Here is a 20459-nt window from a genome sequence, read left to right as displayed (position 1 = left end):
GCTCTGGTAGATGCCGACCTTGGTCGGCGCCGTTTCATCCACGCATGGCGTGGAAGAGCAGTCGAGCAAGCTCGACGCTACGGATCCCGGGCATCCAGTCGCCCGTGCCCGTCGAGCAGGTGCCGGCCGAGGCCGGCACCGTTCCATCATCCCTTCACGCACAGCACCTGCCGCAGCGTGTGCACCACGTCGACCAGGTCGAGCTGCGCGGCCATCACATCGTCGATCGACTTGTACGCGGCCGGCGACTCATCCAGCACGCCGCTGTCCTTGCGGCATTCCACATGCGCGGTGGCCTCGCGGTGCTGGGCCAGCGTGATCTGCTGCCGCGCAGCGCCACGGCTCATTACCCGGCCGGCACCGTGGCTACAGCTGTGGAAGCTGTCCGCGTTGCCCTTGCCACGCACGATGTAGCTGCGCGTGCCCATGCTGCCGGGAATGATGCCCAGCTCGCCCTCGCGCGCGCTGACCGCGCCCTTGCGCGTCACCAGCAGTTCCTGGCCGTGGTGCGTCTCCTTCTGCACGTAGTTGTGATGGCAGTTCACCGCCATCGTTGCCAGCTGGAACTTCGGCAGCCGGTGGCGCATCTCGGCCAGCACCCGCGACATCATTGCCTCGCGGTTCTGCCGGGCATAGTCCTGCGCCCACGACACCGCCTCGACGTAGTCATCGAACAGCGGCTCGCCCTCCATGAAGAACGCCAGGTCCTTGTCCGGCAGATGGAAGCCGAGCACGCGCCGGGCCAGTTCCTCGCGCGCCTTCTCGATGAAGTAGGTGCCGATCAGGTTGCCGGTGCCGCGCGATCCGCTGTGCAGCATCACCCACACCGTGTCCGTCTCGTCCAGGCACAGTTCGATGAAGTGGTTGCCGCCGCCCAGCGTACCCAGCTGGCGGTCCAGCTTGTCGGTGCGGATTCTGCGGTGCTTGTCCTTGATGTTCTCCAGGCCGGCGGCCAGCCCGGACTGCACCAGCCGCGTGTGGATGCTGTCGGGCATGCGGTGGTGCTCGCCGCCGCGTCCGTTGCCGACCGGGATGCTGCGCTCGATGCTGTTGCGCAGCTGCCGCAGGTCATCGGGCAGGTCGTTGGCACGCAGCGTGGTGCGCACGGCGGCCATGCCGCAGCCGATGTCGACGCCGACCGCCGCCGGGATGATCGCACCGCGGGTCGGGATCACCGAGCCCACGGTCGCGCCCTTGCCCAGGTGCACGTCCGGCATCACGGCCACCCACGGCCCGACGAACGGGATCGCGGCGATGTTGCGCAGCTGCTCATGCGCCTGCGCTTCCAGCGGCACACCGTTGACCCAGCCCTTGATCGGCGTGGTGCCCTCGGCGTGCAGCCATTGATAGTTGTGTTGAGTGTCCATGTCTTCGTGTTTGTCCTTGATGGGCCGGCGGCGCGTCCCTGCGCCGCCGCGACCCCCTACCTGATCGTCACCAGCTGCTTCAGCACGCCATCCAGGCCGCCGAACACGGTGAGCTTGTCGATCTTCTCGGTGACCTTCTCCAGTGCCTCCAGCTCCTTCAAGCGCATCAGCACCGGGTTGTCCTCGATCAGCTTTGCGGTGTTGAGCTGCGAACGCGTGGCGTTGGCCTCTTCGCGACGGCGGATCACGCTGGCCTGGGCCTGCTTCTCGGCCAGCACCACACCGTTGAGGATCTCCTTCATCTCACCCGGCAGGATCACGTCCTTGATGCCCACGCCGAGCAAGCGCACGCCGTGGCCCTCGATCGCCGCCTGCACATGCGCGGCGATCTCGCCGTCCAGTGCCGCCTTGTCGCCCAGCAGCTCGTCCAGGCTGCGCGCGGCAATCGCCTGGCGCAGGCCGAACTGCAGCTGCCGGTAGACGAACTCGTCGGCATTGCTGAGCGTACGGTGTGCACGCACCGGGTCGACCACCTGCACGGTCGCGGCCAGGTTCACCCGCAGGGTCACCTTGTCGCGGCTGAGCAGTTCCTGGCCGGACACGTCCAGCGAACGTGCACGCAGCTCCACACGCTCCACCGATACGTTGCCATTGAAGTTCCAGAACGCGTGCAGGCCGGCGTCCAGCGTCTGTCGCAGCGTGCCATCGATGAACAGCAGGCCGACCGACTCGCTCGGCACGGTGCTGATCACTGCCACACGCGGCAGCACGCCCAACTGGCCCAGGCGCTGCTGCACGTCCGCCGGAATGCGCGGCTCGTCACCCAGCGCCATCACGCGCACCTGGGTGTCGACCGAACCCCGCCAGTACAGACGGCGGCTGCCCGGCGGCAGCACTTCATCGATGCGGCCGTTGCGCAGCAACAGACCGACCTCGCTGGCGCCGACGTTGGCCAGCACGAAGTGCGTGTCCAGCTCGGTGCCCAGCGCTTCGATCAGGCTGTCCTGGTCGCTGCCGGTATAGGCCGCGCCCTTCGATGCGGTGTGGATGTCCACGTGCGGGCGGCCGCCGAACGGCGACAGGCGGTGCACGCCCGGCAGCAGGATCTGCTGGAAACGACGGTTGCGATACACCAGGCCGCGCTCGCCGTCGCCGATCACGACCTTGATGGTCCAGAACATGGGAGTCTCTCCTTGTATGGCTCTGGTGGTTCGACCCGTTGCGGATGAATCGCCATGACCCGGGCCGATCAGGTCGTGGCGAGGCCGCCTGCACACGACGTGCAGGCAGCGGAAGAGGGCGGCCATCGGCGGACGGTCCACGCGCGGAGCCTTCGGTGCACCGGCACTGCTGCCGTCGTCGTTCCCGGCAGGCAGCACCGGTGCGGAACGTGGCTGGCAGTGGCGGCGGGCCGGGGCCCGGCGTGCGGTCCGTTGCCTTCCACGTTCCTGCCCGAAGGCGTTGTCCGTGGACGGCGACGATGGCCGCTGGGGCTTGCGCCCCGGGTGTTGCTTCAAGTCATGACGTGACAGGTCATGTGGTTTGGAGTGGGAATCGAACCCACGACAGACGGATTAAGGATCCGTTGCTCTGACCAAGCTGAGCTATCCAGTTGGGGACCGCGCGGAATCGAACCGCGTACCGGCGAACCGGCGCCTGCTTCCAGCAGGCGATCCAGGCGATGGCATGTTCGAGACCTCCGGCATACGCCACGGCAACGCCGCGCGCACCAGCCCGTGGTGGAAACGGGACCGTTGGAGAATCGAGGGTGCAGGCCATCGACATTATCGCGAGCGATAATGTTTTGATGCGATGCAGATAATGTCCAGGCGTCGCCACTCGCGCGAAGTAAATCCTTCGGCGGAGCGGAAAAAACCTGTGTCAGTGAGCGGCGGGTTGCCGCGCGGGGTGCAGTTCTGGCATCGCGGGTCCTTGTGCCGACGCAAACGAAAACGCCCCCGGGACTTGCGTTCCGAGGGCGTCGTCAAGCCTCGGAGATCGGGGTGGCCGATCTCCGCAGGGCGGGTATCAGGCCGTTGTCAGCTGGACTTCCTTGCCGAACACGCGCGCCAGCACGTCCATGCGCAGGCATGGCAGCAGTTTGGCGATGGCGACGGAATGCGCGTTCAAGGGAAGTTTCCAGTGGTTGTTGAAACGAGGTGCGCACGATAAACCACGATTTACTCGCGCGCAACCATTTTGTTCAATTATTTTCTTCTTTTACCGCGCAATGCCGGCCAGCGGCCGGCACTACCGGACTGTGCAATGCCGGCCAGCGGCCGGCACTACCGGGTCTCAAGCTTCCGTGCTGGCGGCATCCAGCTGCGCGACATCCTGCACGCTCAGCGACACGTTGGCTGCGGCCAGCAGATCGTGCAGCTGCTCGACGCTGGTGGCGCTGACGATCGGCGCGGTGATCGACGGCCGTGCGATCTGCCACGCCAGTGCGATCTGCGCGGCACTGGCGCTGTGCTTGCTGGCCACGTCATCCAGCGCCTGCAGGATGCGCAGGCCACGCGGATTCAGATAGCGCTTCACCACGTTCTCGCCACGTGCCGGGCTCTTGGCCGCATCGGCCGACGTGCGGTACTTGCCGCTGAGGAAGCCGCTGGCCAGGGCGTAGTAGCCGATCACGCCGATCTGTTCGCGCTGCACCAGCGGTTCCAGCTCCTTCTCGTAGCCGGCGCGGTCGTACAGGTTGTACTCGGGCTGCAGGGTTTCGTAACGCGGCAGCTTGTAGTCGGTGGATACCTTCAGCGCATCGGCCAGGCGCGTGGCGCTGTAGTTGGACGCACCGATCGCACGCACCTTGCCGGCTTCGATCAGCCGGCCGAATGCGGCCAGGGTCGCTTCCAGCGGCGTTGACTCGTCATCCTCGTGGGCCTGGTACAGATCGATCACGTCGGTCTGCAGGCGGCGCAGCGAATCTTCCACCGCGGCGTTGATGTTGTCCGGGGTCAGGCCGGGGCGCTCGGCCCACTTGGCCACCTTGGTCGCCAGCACCACCTTGTCGCGCTTGCCGCTGCGGGCAAACCACTTGCCGATCAGCGTTTCCGATTCGCCGCCGGCATTGCCCGGCACCCAGGCCGAATACACATCGGCGGTGTCGACCAGGTTGAAGCCGGCATCGACGAAGGCATCGAGCAGGGCGAAGCTGGCCTTCTCATCGGCGCTCCAGCCGAACACGTTGCCACCGAAGGCGAGCGGACGTACATGCAGGCCGGAACGGCCCAGTTCGCGGGTTGCCGTCATGGGCACGGACTCCTTGGGGGAAGTGCTCCAGAATAAAACGCGTTGTGTGACCGTGCTGCGGCGGTGACCACAAAACAGTGTTCCGCGATGCGCACGCAGCTAACGTTTTGTGAACACCTGGGACGCTGCGGCTGCTAGTCTCGCCGCATCTTCCGCTGGAGTCGCTCCGATGATGCCTGCTTCGTCCCTGCGTGGTTGCCGCCTGCTGCTTGCTTCGGCCCTGCTTGCCGCTGTTCCCGCGTTCGCCGCACCGGCCACGGTGGCACCGGCGAAGATCCAGGTGTCACCGGCCATCGATGCGGCGGTGAAGGCGTCGACCCGTGATGCCAACAACGTCAAGCGCGATGGCTTCCGTCATCCGGCGCAGACGCTGTCGTTCTTCAAGGTGACGCCGGAAAAGACCGTCATCGAGATCACCCCCGGCAACGGCTGGTACTCGGAGATCCTGGCGCCGCTGCTGCAGGACAAGGGCCACTATGTTGCCGCCGTGGTCGACCCGATGGCGGTGCCCGAGGGCCGCGGCCGTGACTACCAGCAGCGCAGCCGCGACAGCCTGGAAAAGAAGTACGCCGGTGCGCCGGCACAGTTCGGCAAGACCGCCGTGGTCGCCTACGATCCGGCCAAGCCGGTGTTCGGCCCGGCCAGTTCAGCCGACGTGGTGCTGACCTTCCGCAACGTGCACAACTGGCGCAAGGCCGGCCAGGCGCAGGGCATGTTCCAGGGCTTCTTCAACGTGCTCAAGCCGGGCGGTGTGCTGGGTGTGATTGAGCACCGCGCCAAGGCCGACGTGGCCGACGACGATGACACCGGCTATGTCGGCCAGCAGCAGGTGATCGCGATGGCCGAGGCCGCCGGCTTCAAGCTGGACGCGCGCAGCGAGGTCAATGCCAACCCGCGGGACACCAAGGACCACCCGAACGGCGTGTGGACGCTGCCGCCGACCAACCAGCACGACAAGGCTGATGATGCGAAATACCAGGCGATCGGCGAAAGCGACCGCATGACCCTGCGCTTCATCAAGCCGTAAGAGGGGTGCCGGTCAGGACGGCCGACATCGTTCCTGCTCGGCTCATCGCGCGTAGCGCGGCGCATGGCTGGTCCCAACCGGCCATGCGCCGGAATTCGATCGTATGCAAGGACATGAATTGTTGAAGAAGGTCTTTTACATCGCTGTCGCGGTGCTGGTGCTGGGGCGGTTGATCGATTTTGTGTTCTACGGTGGTCATGCCCACGATCTGATGGCGACGGTAGGGTTTGCCGTGCTGTTCGCGGGTGCCCTTCTGGAGGAACGTTCGCGCAGGGCCGACCCGCCGGCCGCAGGCCTGCGGCGGCGGGCCAATGTCATCGCCGCGTGCGGCATCGCACTGGTGCTGGGCTCGTTCCTGCTGGAATGGAAGGTTTTCGGCTGAGCCGGCCGAGATTGGGGCGGCAGGAAAGCGCAGCCGCAACCACGCTCACCGCGCGCAGCGCAACGTATGGCTGGCCCCAGGTCCGGCCATGCGCCGGAGTCCAATCGAATTCAAGGACATGGACCGTTGAAGAAGGTGCTGTATATCGTCATCGCGGTGCTGGTGCTGCCGCGGCTGTATGACTTTGTGTACCACGGTGGGCATGCTTACGACCTGCTGGGAGCGACGGGTTTTGCGGTGCTGTTCTTTGGCGGGGTGCTGGACGAACGCGCCCGCATGACCTGTCCGCCACCCGCGGCGCTGCGTCGCCGGGCCAATGTCGTCACGGCATGCGGTTTCGTGTTGGTGCTGGGGTCGTTCCTGCTGCAGTGGAAGGTATTCGGCTGAGCCCTTCGTGTTCGTGGTCGCAGGAAAGCGCAGCCGGGCATGGGCTATGCCGGCCGACTTGACCGGCACCTTTCGAGCCGCCGCACGCGGCATGGGACAATGCCCCACCCGCCGCCTGCCGTGCCCGCAATGCTGATCGCCTTCAACAAGCCCTTCAACGTGCTCTGCCAGTTCACCGACCGCAGCGTGCCACCGCGGCCGACCCTGGCCGGGTTCGGCCTGCCGCCGCGCGTGTATGCCGCCGGTCGCCTGGACCATGACAGCGAAGGCCTGCTGCTGCTGACCGACAACGGTACGCTGGCGCACAAGCTGACCGACCCGAGGCACAAGGCTGACAAGACCTACTGGGTGCAGGTGGAAGGCATGCCCAGCGACGAACAGCTGCAGCAGCTGCGCACGGGCGTGGTGCTCAATGACGGGCCGACCCTGCCGGCGAAGATCGAGCGCCTCGATCCGGCGCCGTCGCTGTGGACACGCGATCCGCCGGTACGCTTCCGCAAGACCGTGCCCGACGCCTGGCTGGCGATCACGATCCGGGAAGGCCGCAACCGGCAGGTGCGGCGGATGACCGCGGCGGTGAACCTGCCGACGCTGCGGCTGGTCCGCGTGTCGATGGGGCCTTACCGGCTGGACGACCTGCAGCCGGGACAGTGGCGGCAGATCGGTTGATGCAGAAAGGGCCGGATACCTTCCGGTGTCCGGCCCTCATGTAGTGCCTTGGGGTCAGAGTCCTTCCTGTGGAAAGGATCCGACCCCGGCAGGCTCAGGCGTCGCTGCCGATATCGCTGTGCTCGTCCACCACGGTGTCGTTGCGGCGGTCACGTGCGTTGATGCGCTGCGCCTGGCCATTCACCACGTGGCCATTGGCGGCCTTCTTCTTCTGCTGCTTGCGGTACAGCGCGTAGCCGAGCAGGCCTACACCGACCGCAGCGGCGGCCACGGCCACTGCCGGATTGCGGCGCACGAACTTGGTTGCGGCCTTGCCGCCGGTCTTCACTGCGCCGATGGCGGCGCCGGTCTTGATCCAGTCCGCATTGCGCAGGCTGCCACCGGCGCTCTTCAGGCCATCGCCGGCGGTGTGGGCCAGCTCCAGGGCGCGCTCCAGAGCGCGGTCGGTGATTACGGTCAGCTTGCTCATGCGGGGGTCCTTTGCCTCGGGTCGAAGTCCAGTGTCGCGTGTTGCCCGTAAACGGTATGTCAGTCGAGGTCACACGTGGCGTGACTTTACCGCAGCCATTCAGGATCAGGCAGGGTCCGCAGCCGGCCCCACCGGTCAGGTCCCGCGCGGCTTGGCCCGATGGGTGGCCGTCGCCGTCCACGGGTCATCCGGCCACGGATGGCGCGGGTAGCGGCCCTTCATTTCCTTTTTCACTTCCGCGTAGGTGTTTTCCCAGAAATTGCGCAGGTCCTGGGTGACCTGCAGCGGGCGGCCACCGGGCGAGAGCAGGTGCAGGGTCAGTGGGACGCGGCCATCGGCGATGCGCGGCGTGTCGGCCAGGCCGAACAGTTCCTGAAGTTTCACCGCCAGCACCGGCGGCAGCGGTTCGCCGCTCTCGCTGTCCAGCGCGTAGGTGATCGGCCGCTCCAGCCCGGAGGGTACGGTGATGCGGGTCGGTGCATGACGCTCGACCAGCTGACGCTGTGACCATTCCAGGGGCGACTTCAGCGCTTCGCCGAAGCTGGACTCGTCCAGCGCATCCAGGCGGCTCTTGCCGGCGAACGCAGGCTGCAGCCATTGCGCACGCGTGGCCAGCAGGGCGTCGTCGCTGCAGTCGGGCAGGCCGAGTTCGGGCATCCAGCGCCGCAGCGACTCCACGCGTGCCTGCCATTGGCGCAGGCCTTCGGTCCACGGCAGCGCCTGCAGGCCGAGTTCGGCCACCGCGTCGGTCAGCGCCTGTGCGGCGTGCTGCGGATCGACCCGGCCTGCCGAGCGGCTGTCCAGCACGATGCGGTCGAAACGGGTCTCGCGCAGTGCCACCAGGGCGCGACGCTCGCTGTCCCAGCGCACTACGTCCTCGGTCACGAAGCGCTCCGGCCAGGCCTTGCGCAGCTGGCCTTCGTCCACCGGTGCGGCACGCAGCAGCAGCGCGTCGCGTGCCTCGAAGCGCAGTTCACTGGCTACCAGCCACGGCTCGCCACGCAGGTCGCTCAGATCGTGCAGGCGTGCGCTGCGACCGTTGGCCAGCAGGTAGCGCAGTGGGTCGCTGGGGTGCTGGACACCGATGCGGTCCGGGAACGCGTGCGCGAGCAGGTCGCCCATTTCGTGCGCCTCGATGCTGGCCGGTGGTGCGGCCTCGCAGCGCAGGCGGCGACGCCACTGCTTGGCGGCGGCATCGATCGCGGCCAGGCCGCTGCGGTTGGCGTCGCCCGGTGCGCGGCCATTGCGGAACGCCGCCAGCGCACGCCAACGCGCGGCCAGCGCATCACCGCCCTGGCGCAACGGATCGCGCGCCTCCAGCAGGGCGGCCAGATCGGCGGCCAGCGCCTGTGCGCGGGCATCGGGCGCGGCCAGCAGCATCGCCGCCATCCGCGGATGCGTGCCCAGCGCCAGCACACGGCGGCCAAGTGCGGTGATCGCACCGCTGCTGGACAGCGCGCCGAGCCGCTGCAGCAGTTCGCGGGCGGCACCCATCGGGCCGGCCGGTGGCGGATCGAGGAAGCGCAGGTCGCTGCTGCCCCAGGCGGCCAGTTCCAGCGCCAGTCCGGCCAGCTCGACCTGATCGATTTCGGCGCGGCGCTGCGGCTCCAGCCGCTGCGACTGCGGCCACAGCCGCCACGCCACGCCTTCGGCCACGCGACCGGCGCGACCGGCGCGCTGGTCGGCCGACGCTTGGGCGATGGCCACCACGTCCAGCCGGGTGAAGCCACTGTTGGGGTCGTAGCGCGGTTCGCGCGCCTGGCCGCTGTCGATCACCACGCGCACGCCGGGCAGCGTCACCGAAGACTCGGCCACGTTGGTGGCCAGTACCACGCGCCGACGACCATCACTGGCCGCCTGCAGGACCCGCGCCTGCTGCTCCACCGGCAGTTCGCCGTGCAGGGCCAGCACTTCGACGCCGGCATCCAGCGATTCCTGGAGCCCGGCCTGCACCCGCGCGATCTCGCGCTGGCCGGGCAGGAACACCAGCAGGTCACCGGGATGTTCAGCCAGGGCCTGCTGCACCGCGCGGCGCACCTGCAGCTCCAGCGCCTCATCGCGGCGCGCCGGGAAATGGCTGATCGCCACTGGGTAGCTGCGGCCTTCGCTGCTCAGCCGCGGCGCATCCAGGAAACGGGCCAGGCGCTCACCATCCAGCGTCGCCGACATCACCACCAGGCGCAGGTCATCGCGCAGCTGTGCCTGCACGTCCAACGCCAGCGCCAGGCCCAGATCGCCACTGAGGTGGCGTTCGTGGAATTCGTCGAACAGGATCGCGCCGACGGTTTCCAGCATCGGGTCGTCCTGCAGCATGCGGGTCAGGATGCCTTCGGTGACGACTTCAATGCGGGTGCGTGCCGAAACCTTGTTCTCGAAGCGGATGCGGTAGCCGACGGTGCCACCGACCTCTTCGCCCAGCTGCCGCGCCATGAACAGCGCGGCGCTGCGCGCGGCGACCCGGCGCGGTTCCAGCAGGATGATCTTCCGCCCCTGCAGCCACGGTGCATCGAGCAGCGCCAGCGGCACCTGGGTGGTCTTGCCGGCGCCGGGCGGTGCCTCCAGCACCAGCCGCGGCTGCGCGGCCAGATGCTGCTGGATCTGTGGCAGCAGCGGGGAAATCGGGAAGAGCGGGGCGTTCATGTGCAAAGGATAAGGGGCCACGGCGGTCGCAGGTACAATGCGCGGGCACTTTTCCCCCGCGATGACCATGCACCTGATCGATATCGGCGCCAACCTGACCCACGACTCCTTCGACCGTGACCGCGATGCCGTGCTTGAACGCGCACGGCAGGCCGGCGTGGTGCAGATGGTCATCACCGGTGCCAGCCGCGAGCACTCGCCACTGGCCCTGCAGCTGGCGCAGCAGCACCCGGGCTTCCTGTATGCCACCGCCGGCGTGCACCCGCATCATGCGGTGGAGTACACCGAGGAATGCGACGCCGAGATGCGCGCGCTGCATGCCCACCCGGAAGTGGTGGCTGTGGGCGAGTGCGGGCTGGACTACTTCCGTGACTTCTCGCCGCGCCCGGCCCAGCACCGCGCGTTCGAGCGCCAGCTGCAGCTGGCCGCAGACAACGGCAAGCCGCTGTTCCTGCACCAGCGCGACGCGCATGCCGATTTCATGGCACAGATGAAGAACTTCGAAGGCCGTATCGGCCCGGCGGTGGTGCATTGCTTCACCGGCGAGCGTGACGAGCTGTTTGATTACCTGGACCAGGACTGGTACATCGGCATCACCGGCTGGCTGTGCGACGAACGCCGTGGCGCGCACCTGCGCGAGCTGGTGAAGAACATCCCGGCCAACCGCCTGATGATCGAGACCGACGCGCCGTACCTGCTGCCGCGCACGCTGAGACCGATGCCGAAGGACCGCCGCAACGAACCGATGTTCCTCTCGCACATCGTGGAAGAACTGGCGCGTGACCGTGGCGAGGACGTGGCGGTGACCGCCGCGAATGCAACTGCCGCGACGCGTACGTTCTTCCGCCTGCCCGACGCGGGTTGATCAGGTAGTGCCGGCCGCTGGCCGGCAGCAGCATGAACGCCGCAAAAATCGCGCGGTTGCCGGCCAGCGGCCGGCACTACCGGAGCAGGTCGCGCAGGCCCTCACGGTAGCTTGGGAAGCGCGGCTGCCACCCAAGCGCTTCACGCGTGCCACGACTGTCGATGCGCTTGTTGCTCTCGTAGAAGCGCCGCAGCGTCTGGCTCAGCGCAGGGTCGTCCCAGGCCATGGCAGGTGGCATCGCAAAGCCGCCCAGCTGCGCGGCGAAGGCCAGTACCTCCTGCGATGGTGCCGGCTCGTCATCGGCTGGCAGATACAGCCCATCCACGCACGGCCGCTGCATCGATGCGATAACGACCGTTGCCAGGTCATCCACGTGCAGGCGGTTGAACACCAACCCTGGACGCACTACGTGGCGCGCACGTCCCTGTGCCAGCTGCAGCAGCGCATTGCGTCCCGGCCCGTACAGGCCGGGCAGGCGGAATACCGCCGAGGCGATACCGCGCTGCTCCGCCAGCGCACGCCACTGGTCCTCGGCGCGTCTGCGTTGCATGCCGGTCGTTTCAGTGGCATCGGCCACGCTGGTTGCGTTGATCCAGCCGCCGGCCCGATCGGCATAGACCGACGTGGATGACAGATAGCCCACCCAGCGAAGTGCCGGACTTTCCTGCAGTGCCGGTAGCAGCAGACGCAGTGCCGGGTCACCCTCGGCATCGGGCGGCACGCTGCACAGCACGGCCTCGGCCTGCGCGATCTCATCGAGCAGGGCGGGCGACGGTGGCATGTCAGCTCGCAGCTGATGGCGCGGCAGGCCATCGTGCGGTGCCGACGCCGGGTCGCGCGCCGTGCCGGCCACGTGTACGCCCAACGCCCGCAGATGCGTAGCCAGCACGCACCCGCTCCAGCCCATGCCGAGGATCAGCACCCGCGCCGGCAGCGCGTTGGTCTGCAACGCGGCGCTCACGCGCTGCGCAGCGCCTGGTAGGCCTGCAGGCTGCTGTAGGCGACCTGCAGCAGCAGAGCTTCCTGGTCGGCCTTGCGCGCGCGCGCCAGCATGTCGCCGACGATCTGTTCTGCCTCCACCTGCTGGCCGGCTTCCAGATCGCGCAGCATCGAAGCCTTCAACGCAGAGCCGGCCTGGGTCAGGGTGCCGCGTGCGGTGTCCTGCGCAGCATCGGGAATCGGCTCACCGGCAGCTTCGGCCACGGCCAGGCATTCGTCGTACAGGCCACGCACGATCGCCTCGCCATCATCGGTGGCGACGATGCTGCCGATATCCGCGCGCAGCAGGCAGGTCGAGGCGGCCAGCGCGGTCAGGAAGGTGTACTTGATCCACTGTTCCTGGCCAATGTGCTCGCTGGCCAGATGATCGAGGTTGGCCTGCACGCAGGCGGCGGCGAAGGCACGCACGCGTTCGGAGATGGCACCGCTGTCGCGCTCGCCGAAGGTGAGCTTGGCCGGCTTGCCCAAGTGCAGCACGGCGCCGTCGGGGGCCTTGGTGGCACTGATGAAGCACAGGCCGCCGAGCACGGCGTCGCGGCCGAAGCGCAGGTCCAGCGCCTTGTAGTGATGCAGGCCGTTGAGGATCGGCAGCACGGTGGTGTTCGCGCCCACGGCCGGAGCGATGGCATCGATCGAGCTGTCCAGGTCGTAGGCCTTGCAGCTGAGGATGACCAGGTCGAACGGCTTCTGTGCGGCAAGCGCGGGAAGGACGTCGGCGGTGACGTGCTGCACCGGGAAGCTGGCGTCGCCGAGCGGGCTGCGGATGACCAGGCCATCGCGGTCCAGCTGGGCGGCGCGTGCGGGGCGCACCAGGAAGGTCACGTCCACGCCAGCCTGAGCCAGGCGACCGCCGAAGTAACCGCCGGTACCGCCGGCGCCGAGGATCAGGATGCGCATTGCACGTTCACCGTTTTCTGGGGAATCAGGAGTGCGATTGTGCCGGAGATTGCGGCCAACGGCGGAGCCCCTCGTGGTGGTTCGCGGAAAGCACTGTTCATTGGGGTAGGCCGGGCGGGTAGGCCGCGCAGGGGACGCTGCAAGTACGTCCCTGTAAGCTCGGTCGCCGCATCCATGCGGCTCACGCCCCTGCGCAACCTACCCGTCCGGCCACGGACATGTTCCGGGCGCGGCCACCACGGAAAGCAGATCAAGAGCGGAAGCGGGTCGCTCGCTGCGCGAGCTCGTGTAGAGCGGTGCTCAGGGTAGTTGTTCGCTGAAGTCTTCGGTGTAGCCCAATAGCAGTGTGGTGCGGTTGGCCAGCGTTGCAGCCAGTTGTGACCAGGTGTCGTGCGTTCCGGCCGCGTAGATGCGCTGCAGGTCCGCGACCAACGCGCCCGCCTCTGCAGGCGACGGTGCGCTGTCGCGCTGGAAACCGAGCCACGATGCGCCGAGTCCGAACAGACGGTAGTCGTAGCGCTCCTGCAGATGCCGGATCAGGGCGTGGTTCTGGAAGAGGTCCCAGTCCGCGCTGAAGTAACCGTTGGGCAGGGCGGCAATCAGCAGGTCGTCACTGGCTACGGGTACCTGTTGCACGCAGACCACGTCATCGATGATGAGATCCGGCTTCGCATTGGCAGCGACCAGCGCCTCGATGTCCTCGTCGCTGCACATCAACGTACCCGCCAGCGCTGTCCACTGCAGCCGATGCGTGGAATGCTCGAGCTGCGCGACGACGTGCGCCAGCAACCGCTCGCGTGCCGCCAACGCATCTTCCGGCGTCGCCGGGTCTTCGTCCTCGTACAGCGCGATGCGCTCGTCGTCGGACGCGTGCATGCTGGTGTAGCGGCACTGGCCGACATCGTCGAGCGTGCAGAGATAACGAAGGCGGGGATCAGCCGTCTGCAGCGAGGCCAGGCAACCCAGCACCTCATCCATCGTAGGCGAATCGCTCAGCAGGACGTGGCTGAACGCATCGATCGGACCATCCGACACGGCCTTGTCCAACGCAATGGAAGTGATCTTCATCGCCACAGCCTAGCCGTAATCCGAAACGAAAAGAGCCAAGCATCGGTCTTACCGTGAACGCTCCATCCACGCATGGCGTGGATCCATCGTGTCGACCAAGGTCGACACCTACCAACAGCGACCGGAAACTGTCAGGGGTGGGGCGGTGTGGGGGTGCAGGACCGTTGGCGCCATGGATGGCGCCATCGAGCCCCCACGGACGGGTTTACGGCGTGTCCTGCACCCTCACACCGCCCCGCCCAACTCGTGATGCTTCCGCCTTGGCTGTTGCTGTTGCCGGCCAGCGGCCGGCACTACCACTGCAGGTGCAGGTGCAGGGCCGCAGTGCCGCAGGCCCTGCAGGCACCCCTCAGCTGCGCATGCCCACGCCACGGCGCAGCAACCACAGCGCCAGCGCCGTCAGCACCACCACGAAGCCGATCATCAGCCCGTAGGCCACCGGCAGCGGCACATCGCTGCTGCCCAGCAGGCCATAGCGGAATGCATTGACCATGTAGAAGATCGGGTTCGCGTGCGTGGCCGCTTCCGCCCAGCCCGGCAGCAGCTTCACCGAATAGAACACGCCGCCCAGGTAGGTCAGCGGGGTCAGGATGAAGGTCGGCACGATCGCCACGTCATCGAACTTCTTCGCATACACCGCGTTGATGAAACCGGCCAGCGAGAAGATCGTCGCACCCAGGATCACCGTGGTCAGCATCACCAGCGGGTGCGGGATGCGCACCGGGGTGAAGAACATCGCGATGATCAGCACGATCACGCCCACCATCAGGCCGCGCAGCACCGCACCGGCCACGTAGCCCCACAGGATCACCCAGTTCGGCATCGGGCTGACCAGCAGCTCTTCCACGTGGCGGCCGAACTTGGCACCGAAGAACGAGGAACTGATGTTGCCGTAGCTGTTCTGGATCACGCTCATCATCACCAGGCCCGGCACGATGAACTGCATGTAGGTGTAGCCGCCCATGTCCCCCACGCGCGACCCGATCAGGTTGCCGAAGATCAGGAAGTACAGGGTCATGGTGATCGCCGGCGGCACCAGGGTCTGGCCCCAGATGCGCATGATGCGGGCGACTTCGCGGCGCACGATGGTCATCAGTGCGATGCGGTTGCGCTGGCCGTCGGTCAGCTCGGTGGTGCTCATGCAGGCTTCTCCAGGTTGCCGGTGAGGCGCACGAACAGCTCCTCCAGGCGGTTGCTCTTGGTACGCATCGATCGCACGCGGATACCGGACTCGTTGAGCGTGGCAAACACGCGGTTGAGGTCCATTGCGCGCGGCATGTCGATGTCCAGCGTGTGCGGGTCCGGTGCGGTCAGCGTCGCGCCCTCGATCACCGGCAGCTGCGCCGGCAGGTCACCGTCGATGTCCAGCAGGAAGCCTTCCACGTCCAGCTTGGCCAGCAGGGTGCGCATCGGCCCCTGCTCGACGATCTGGCCATGGTTGATGATCGCCAGGTGGCGGCACAGGTACTCGGCTTCTTCCAGGTAGTGCGTGGTGAGGATGATCGTGGTGCCGGCGGCGTTGATCTCCTTCAGCACGCGCCACATGTCGCGGCGGATCTCGATGTCCACGCCGGCGGTCGGCTCGTCCAGGATCAGCAGGCGCGGGCGGGTCATCATCGCGCGGGCGATCATCAGCCGGCGCTTCATGCCACCGGACAGCGTACGGCTCATCACCTGTGCCTTTTCCCACAGGTGCGCCCGCTTCAGTTCCTCTTCGGCACGCTGCTCGGCTTCCTCGCGCGGCACGCCATAGAAACCGGCGTAGTTCACCAGGATGTCGAAGGGCTTTTCGAACAGGTTGAAGTTGATTTCCTGCGGCACCAGCCCGATCAGGCGCATGGTGGCGCTGCGGTTGCGCACCAGGTCGCTGCCGAATACTTCCACCTGGCCCTCGCTGAGGTTGACCAGGGAGCTGATGATGCCGATCAGGGTGGACTTGCCGGCACCGTTGGGGCCGAGCAGGGCGAAGAAGTCGCCCGGGGCCACTTCCAGGGAAACCCCCTTGAGGGCCTGGGTGCCGTTGTCATAGGTCTTGCGCAGGTCGCGCACGCGCAGGGCGGGCGCCGTATCGTTCTGGGATGCCAAGCTCGAAGCCTTCGCGCCCATGGGCTGGCGCTGGAGAGGGGCGGGGAGGGGCTATTATAGAAGACCCCGAGGGCTTGCCCCGGCTACACACTGTCCCGAAAAGTCGTGCCTGTTCAATTCCCCCTCAAGCTGGTCGGCTGCCGCATGCTGGCCCCGACCGTCGGCCACTACCAGTTCGTGCGTGACGATGGGCAGCCGCTGGATTTCCAGCCCGGTCAGTTCATCCAGGTCCATTTCAGCTACGCCGACGGCACCGAAACCAAGCGCAGCTACTCGCTGGCGACCATCCACGACCACGCGCTGGGCCCGGGCGAGGCGGTGGATATCGCGGTCAGTTTCGTCCCCGGTGGCGCCGCCACGGCCCTGTTCGAGGCGCTGGAGCAGGGCGGCCAGATCAGTGCGTCCGGCCCCTATGGCCGGTTCTGCCTGAATCCCGGTGACCACAATGCCCGCTACCTGCTGATCGCCACCGGCACCGGCGTTACCCCGTACCGCTCGATGCTGCCGCTGCTGGAAAAGGCCATGGCCGAGCGCGGCGTGCAGATCGTGCTGCTGCAGGGCGCGCGCAGCCCGGGTGAGCTGCTGTACAGCGAAGATTTCTACAGCTTCGCCGAAAAGCACCCGAACTTCCGTTATGTTCCATGCCTGTCGCGTGAACTGCCGGCTGATCCGCATCCGGACGTGCAGCACGGCTACGTGCAGCAGGCGCTGGCCGGCTTCACCCCGGACCCGGCCACCGACATTGCCTACCTGTGCGGCAACCCGGACATGGTCGACGCCTGTGCCGAACTGCTGAAGGGCGCGGGGCTGGGCAACCCGCAGATCCGCCGCGAGAAGTACGTCAGCAGCAAGTAAGCCTGCGTAGTGCCGGCCGCTGGCCGGCAACCGCGTGGACCCTGGTAGTGCCGGCCGCTGGCCGGCAGCCCATGAACCAGGGGCGGCATCACGCCGCCCCCGGTGTCCTGCCTCAGTACGCGATCCAGGCGTCGCGCCACGCATAGCCGGTGCCCGGACGATAGGCATCGGCATTGATGTTGCACCAGGCGCCTTCCGGGAACGGGCGGCAGGCATACAGCTTGCCGTCAGTGCCCTTCACCACGGTCTCGCCCGGCGTGTAGTTGCCGAGGCCGGCCGGGTACACGAAGTCGAAGTCGCCGCCCGGCGGATCGACCGGATCGATCGGCCCCGGCCCCGGCACCTGGGTTTCCAGCTGGAAGCGGTTGCCCGGCTTCAGGTACACGCGGTTGTCGGTGGCCGAGGCGACCGGCGTGATCACGCCGTTCTTCATCACGCCCACGCGCGCATGCTGTGCACTGGCATTGACCTTGCGGGCCAGGGCCAGCGGCCACTGCGTCGGGCTGGTCTGGCCAGCGGCCAGCTTGGTTTCCACGCGCTCCAGATCGTTGCCGTTGGCATTGAACACACGTAGGGTCACGGTGCTGTCCACGTTCAGTGCGCCATTGGCGGTCACCGCGCCGGCATCCTGCCACTGCGGCGGCGGAACCACGCCACCGCCACCTTCGAAGCGCACGTCCATGCAGGTGTAGAAGGCTTCCTGCGAATCCGAGCGCTGCCAGGTGTTGTAGATGATGTGCTGGCCAGTGCGCTTGGGCAGCGGGCAGTCCAGCTTGTAGACACCGCCTTCGGACAGCGGCACGTTGCCCAGGGTGCAGAATTCCTGCAGGTCGGCCCAGCGCAGCGGGCTGCCCGGCTGCCAACCGTCACGGGTGACGTAGAACTTCCACTCGCGGGTGGCGTGCGGCGCCGGCGCCAGGAATTCGAAGGTGTAGCGGCCACGCGAATCGGCGCGCATCGGCGTGGTCGGCCAGTCGCTGCGATTCAGATCGAGGCCGCGGTACTTGGGGATGCTGGCGCTGCACAGCTCGCCATCGCGCACCAGGTCGCGGTGGTTGCCATTGGCGTTGCCGTGGGCGATCGCGCTCCAGTCATAGAACGGCTGCGCGCCGCCGATGGCCTTGGCCGCGGCACAGGCCGGGTTGGTCGGGTTTTCCGGATTGCCTTCGTGGCACTGCTTCACGCGGCTGAGCGGCTTGGACATGGTGCCGTGGGCGAGGGCGCTGCCGGACAGGGCCAGGCCGGCAACGACGGACAGAGCGAGGACTGCCCGGTGGGACAGGTGCATGCAGGAACTCCTTTGCGAAGTGTGGGAAACCTCGCGCAGTCTTCACATGCAGGGCCGTCGGCAACATCGGACAAGTTTGAAATCGATGGCGGCTGTGTTCGATCTGCAACACGGTGCTCACTGTGCCGCCATCCGGGCGAAAGGCGGTGCACTGTGCACCGCCTCCCGCATCACTGCCTCAGTACGCGATCCACGCATCGCGCCATGCTGCACCCACGCCCGGCCGGTAGGCTTCGGCGTTGACGTTGCACCATGCACCTTCCGGGAACGGGCGGCAGGCATAAAGCTTGCCGTCGCCGCCCTTCACCACGGTCTGGCCCGGCACGTAGCTGCCGATACCGGCGGGATACACGTGGTCAAAATCACCGCCCGGTGATGGCGTGCCGGGGTCGGGCACCTGGGTATCGAGCTGGAAGCGGTTGCCATCCTTCAGGTACACGCGGTTGGCGGTGGCCGAGGCCGTCGGTGTGATCACGCCATTGCTGAGCACACCCACGCGTGCGTGCTGGGCGCTGGTATTGACCTTGCGGGCCAGCGCCAACGGCCACTGCGCGGCCGCAGTCTGGCCACTGGCCAGGGTCGCTTCCACGCGTTCGACATCATTGCCGTTGGCGTTGAACACGCGCAACGCCAGGGTGGTGCCGACCGGCAGCTCGCCGCGCGCGGTGACCGGGCCGGCATCCTGCCACTGCGCTGCGGGCGGGGTGCTGCCACCGCCTCCTTCAAAGCGCACGTCCATGCAGGTGTAGAACGCCTCGGTCGAATCCGAGCGCTGCCAGGTGTTGTAGATCACATGCTGGCCGCTGCGCTGTGGCAGCGTGCATTGCAGCTTGTAGGTGCCATCGGCCGACAGCGGCGTGTTGCCCAGCGTGCAGAACTCCTGCAGGTCGGCCCAGCGCAGCGGGCTGCCCGGTTGCCAGCCGTCGCGGGTGACGAAGAAGCGCCAGTCGCGCGTGGCGTGCGGTGCGGTCGCCTTGAACACGAAGGTGAACTTGCCGTTGGCGTCTGGCTGGATCGGTGTGGTCTGCCAGTCGCTGCGGTTTACATCCAGCCCGCGGAAGGTCGGGTTATTGCCGCTGCACAGCTTGCCGTCGGGCACCACGGCCTGGTGGTTGCCGTTGGCATTGGCCTGGTTGATGCCATTCCAGTCGTAGAACGCCTGCGAACCGCCCACCGCTTTCGCGGCGGCGCAGGCCGGGTTGGTCGGGTTCTCCGGATTGCCTTGGAAACAGGCATAGACGCGGCTGACCGGCATGGTCATGGTGCCGTGGGCGAATGCGTTGCCGGCCAGGCACAGGCCCGCAGCGGCGAACGAGGTGGCCAGCAACAGCGGTGTGGATCGGAATGACATGGCGCTTCCTTGTGGTCGTCGAAAGAGAACGGTGACCGCAGGAGCTGCGCTGCACGGCGGACTTTCGGCGGCACCACGGCGAGTATCGAGTCGCGATGCAGGCTGAGGAACCACCGAAGCGCCGATCCGTGACTGGGGGTGTGAAGCCCTTCCCGCAGGCTTCACGCGGGACTGAACGGATGCGTTGGCGGTCACGGGATCGGCGTGGCATCGATCACGTCGTGGAGATCCTGCTACGTCGGCGCCATACCCACTCGATCTGCCTGGCACGAGAAGCAGCCGTGGGCCGCGTTGTGCAGCTGCACGAAGGCCACGGCAGGGTCGGCAAACAGCGCGTCCAGCCGGGCGGCAACATCAGTGCCCGCGCTGATCTCTGCGGCCAGCATCAATGCAGCCTGGTCATAGGCGCGCAACGAGATCGTACGGCGCTGTACATAGGCGGGTACCTCACCCGGCGGCAGCACGCAGCGCGTTACGCCACGCTGCACGAAGATCGGGCCCGAGGCGTGATAGGGCGAGTGCAGCGGCAGGTGCACATGGGACAACAGCAGCAGCTCGCTGCCGCTGGGCGGATCGCTCAGGCCGATCCGGCAGGGGTGTCCTCCTGTTTCGCCGGCCCAGCGACGCTGGATGCCCAGCGCAGCCAGCGCGGTGTCACTCTTCTCGAACAGGTGCTGGAAGGGGCGGTGGTCGAGGCCACCGAGATACCACGCATGCATGGGCGTCTCCTTGGTTTTCCCCGGATTCTGCGCATGCACCGGCCGTCATGCTCGCCGTTTTCAGACCCGGCATCGCCATCGGGCCAGGCAGTGCCACGGGGATCGCACCGCAAGGCGCTAAGATGCGCGCGCCGCCCCG

19 protein-coding genes and 1 tRNA gene are annotated in these 20459 nt (G+C 67.1%); 6 read left to right on the top strand and 14 right to left on the bottom strand.

Translation table 11 applies throughout. The features are described 5' to 3' along the window. Window positions 1-146 precede the first annotated feature (146 nt). From ACSYAO_RS21245 to ACSYAO_RS21230, 4 genes are all read right to left on the bottom strand, one after another. The gene (locus ACSYAO_RS21245) at window positions 147-1367 is read right to left on the bottom strand and encodes an RtcB family protein (RefSeq protein WP_049460613.1); all 1221 of its coding nucleotides are present in this window, start codon (window positions 1365-1367) and stop codon (window positions 147-149) included. 56 nt (window positions 1368-1423) lie between these two features. Further along, window positions 1424-2548 (bottom strand): slipin family protein, encoded by a 1125-nt coding sequence (locus ACSYAO_RS21240; protein WP_049398660.1) that lies wholly within the window; start codon window positions 2546-2548, stop codon window positions 1424-1426. Window positions 2549-2905: 357 nt separating this feature from the next. Further along, window positions 2906-2979, bottom strand: a tRNA-Lys gene (locus ACSYAO_RS21235). Between the two features lie 683 nt (window positions 2980-3662). After that, window positions 3663-4619, bottom strand: coding sequence for an aldo/keto reductase (locus ACSYAO_RS21230; RefSeq protein ID WP_049460611.1), 957 nt, complete (start codon window positions 4617-4619; stop codon window positions 3663-3665). Window positions 4620-4788: 169 nt separating this feature from the next. Here ACSYAO_RS21230 and ACSYAO_RS21225 point away from each other — a divergent pair, with 169 nt between their 5' ends. From ACSYAO_RS21225 to ACSYAO_RS21210, 4 genes are all read left to right on the top strand, one after another. After that, entirely contained in the window at window positions 4789-5646 is an 858-nt protein-coding gene (locus ACSYAO_RS21225; RefSeq protein ID WP_049460609.1) for a class I SAM-dependent methyltransferase, read from the top strand. A 118-nt stretch (window positions 5647-5764) separates the two neighbouring features. Beyond that, entirely contained in the window at window positions 5765-6028 is a 264-nt protein-coding gene (locus ACSYAO_RS21220) for a hypothetical protein (protein WP_223276875.1), read from the top strand. Between the two features lie 135 nt (window positions 6029-6163). Next, window positions 6164-6415 (top strand): hypothetical protein, encoded by a 252-nt coding sequence (locus ACSYAO_RS21215; RefSeq protein WP_223224685.1) that lies wholly within the window; start codon window positions 6164-6166, stop codon window positions 6413-6415. A 129-nt stretch (window positions 6416-6544) separates the two neighbouring features. Then, window positions 6545-7084, top strand: a complete 540-nt coding sequence (locus tag ACSYAO_RS21210) for a pseudouridine synthase (protein WP_049460607.1) — start codon at window positions 6545-6547, stop codon at window positions 7082-7084. Window positions 7085-7178: 94 nt separating this feature from the next. Here ACSYAO_RS21210 and ACSYAO_RS21205 read toward each other — a convergent pair whose 3' ends face one another. Together ACSYAO_RS21205 and hrpB are read right to left on the bottom strand one after the other, a co-directional pair. After that, a complete protein-coding gene (locus ACSYAO_RS21205) occupies window positions 7179-7553 on the bottom strand; it encodes a hypothetical protein (protein WP_019336760.1) in 375 nt (124 codons plus the stop codon). Between the two features lie 135 nt (window positions 7554-7688). Continuing rightward, entirely contained in the window at window positions 7689-10193 is a 2505-nt protein-coding gene (hrpB, locus tag ACSYAO_RS21200) for an ATP-dependent helicase HrpB (RefSeq protein WP_049460604.1), read from the bottom strand. A 67-nt stretch (window positions 10194-10260) separates the two neighbouring features. Between hrpB and ACSYAO_RS21195 the strand changes: the two genes are divergently transcribed. Beyond that, on the top strand, window positions 10261-11058 hold the full coding sequence (locus ACSYAO_RS21195) for a TatD family hydrolase (RefSeq protein WP_049460617.1): 798 nt from the start codon (window positions 10261-10263) through the stop codon (window positions 11056-11058). Window positions 11059-11134: 76 nt separating this feature from the next. Here ACSYAO_RS21195 and ACSYAO_RS21190 read toward each other — a convergent pair whose 3' ends face one another. The 5 genes from ACSYAO_RS21190 to ACSYAO_RS21170 form a co-directional block, all read right to left on the bottom strand. Continuing rightward, window positions 11135-11965, bottom strand: a complete 831-nt coding sequence (locus ACSYAO_RS21190) for an epimerase (RefSeq protein ID WP_180862769.1) — start codon at window positions 11963-11965, stop codon at window positions 11135-11137. A gap of 50 nt (window positions 11966-12015) precedes the next feature. After that, window positions 12016-12954 carry a 2-dehydropantoate 2-reductase gene (panE, locus tag ACSYAO_RS21185; protein WP_049460601.1) on the bottom strand — a complete coding sequence of 313 codons (939 nt, stop codon included), beginning with the start codon at window positions 12952-12954 and terminating at the stop codon, window positions 12016-12018. A gap of 300 nt (window positions 12955-13254) precedes the next feature. Further along, on the bottom strand, window positions 13255-14022 hold the full coding sequence (locus ACSYAO_RS21180) for a hypothetical protein (protein WP_049460599.1): 768 nt from the start codon (window positions 14020-14022) through the stop codon (window positions 13255-13257). A gap of 349 nt (window positions 14023-14371) precedes the next feature. Next, window positions 14372-15163, bottom strand: a complete 792-nt coding sequence (locus ACSYAO_RS21175; protein WP_005411568.1) for an ABC transporter permease — start codon at window positions 15161-15163, stop codon at window positions 14372-14374. Continuing rightward, window positions 15160-16128 (bottom strand): ABC transporter ATP-binding protein, encoded by a 969-nt coding sequence (locus ACSYAO_RS21170; RefSeq protein ID WP_049400895.1) that lies wholly within the window; start codon window positions 16126-16128, stop codon window positions 15160-15162. Before ACSYAO_RS21170 ends, ACSYAO_RS21175 begins: the two co-directional genes overlap by 4 nt. Before the next feature lie 84 nt (window positions 16129-16212). On the opposite strand from ACSYAO_RS21170, the gene ACSYAO_RS21165 reads away from it, so the two are divergent. Further along, the gene (locus tag ACSYAO_RS21165; RefSeq protein ID WP_080356485.1) at window positions 16213-16962 is read left to right on the top strand and encodes a ferredoxin--NADP reductase; all 750 of its coding nucleotides are present in this window, start codon (window positions 16213-16215) and stop codon (window positions 16960-16962) included. Between the two features lie 112 nt (window positions 16963-17074). On the opposite strand, the gene ACSYAO_RS21160 is transcribed toward ACSYAO_RS21165, so the two are convergent. The 3 genes from ACSYAO_RS21160 to ACSYAO_RS21150 all read right to left on the bottom strand — a co-directional run bounded on the left by ACSYAO_RS21160 (window position 17075) and on the right by ACSYAO_RS21150 (window position 20320). Further along, window positions 17075-18250 (bottom strand): lytic polysaccharide monooxygenase, encoded by a 1176-nt coding sequence (locus ACSYAO_RS21160; RefSeq protein WP_049460595.1) that lies wholly within the window; start codon window positions 18248-18250, stop codon window positions 17075-17077. A gap of 178 nt (window positions 18251-18428) precedes the next feature. After that, entirely contained in the window at window positions 18429-19601 is a 1173-nt protein-coding gene (locus ACSYAO_RS21155; protein WP_049460593.1) for a lytic polysaccharide monooxygenase, read from the bottom strand. A gap of 233 nt (window positions 19602-19834) precedes the next feature. After that, on the bottom strand, window positions 19835-20320 hold the full coding sequence (locus ACSYAO_RS21150; protein WP_032129137.1) for a DUF1203 domain-containing protein: 486 nt from the start codon (window positions 20318-20320) through the stop codon (window positions 19835-19837). Window positions 20321-20459: the final 139 nt, after the last annotated feature.

The organism is Stenotrophomonas sp. STK16_22, from assembly GCF_051984505.1.
Classification (GTDB): Bacteria; Pseudomonadota; Gammaproteobacteria; order Xanthomonadales; family Xanthomonadaceae; genus Stenotrophomonas; species Stenotrophomonas maltophilia_A.
Note: the sequence above shows the minus strand (reverse complement) of the source record. Positions and strands in the feature narration are given on the sequence as shown.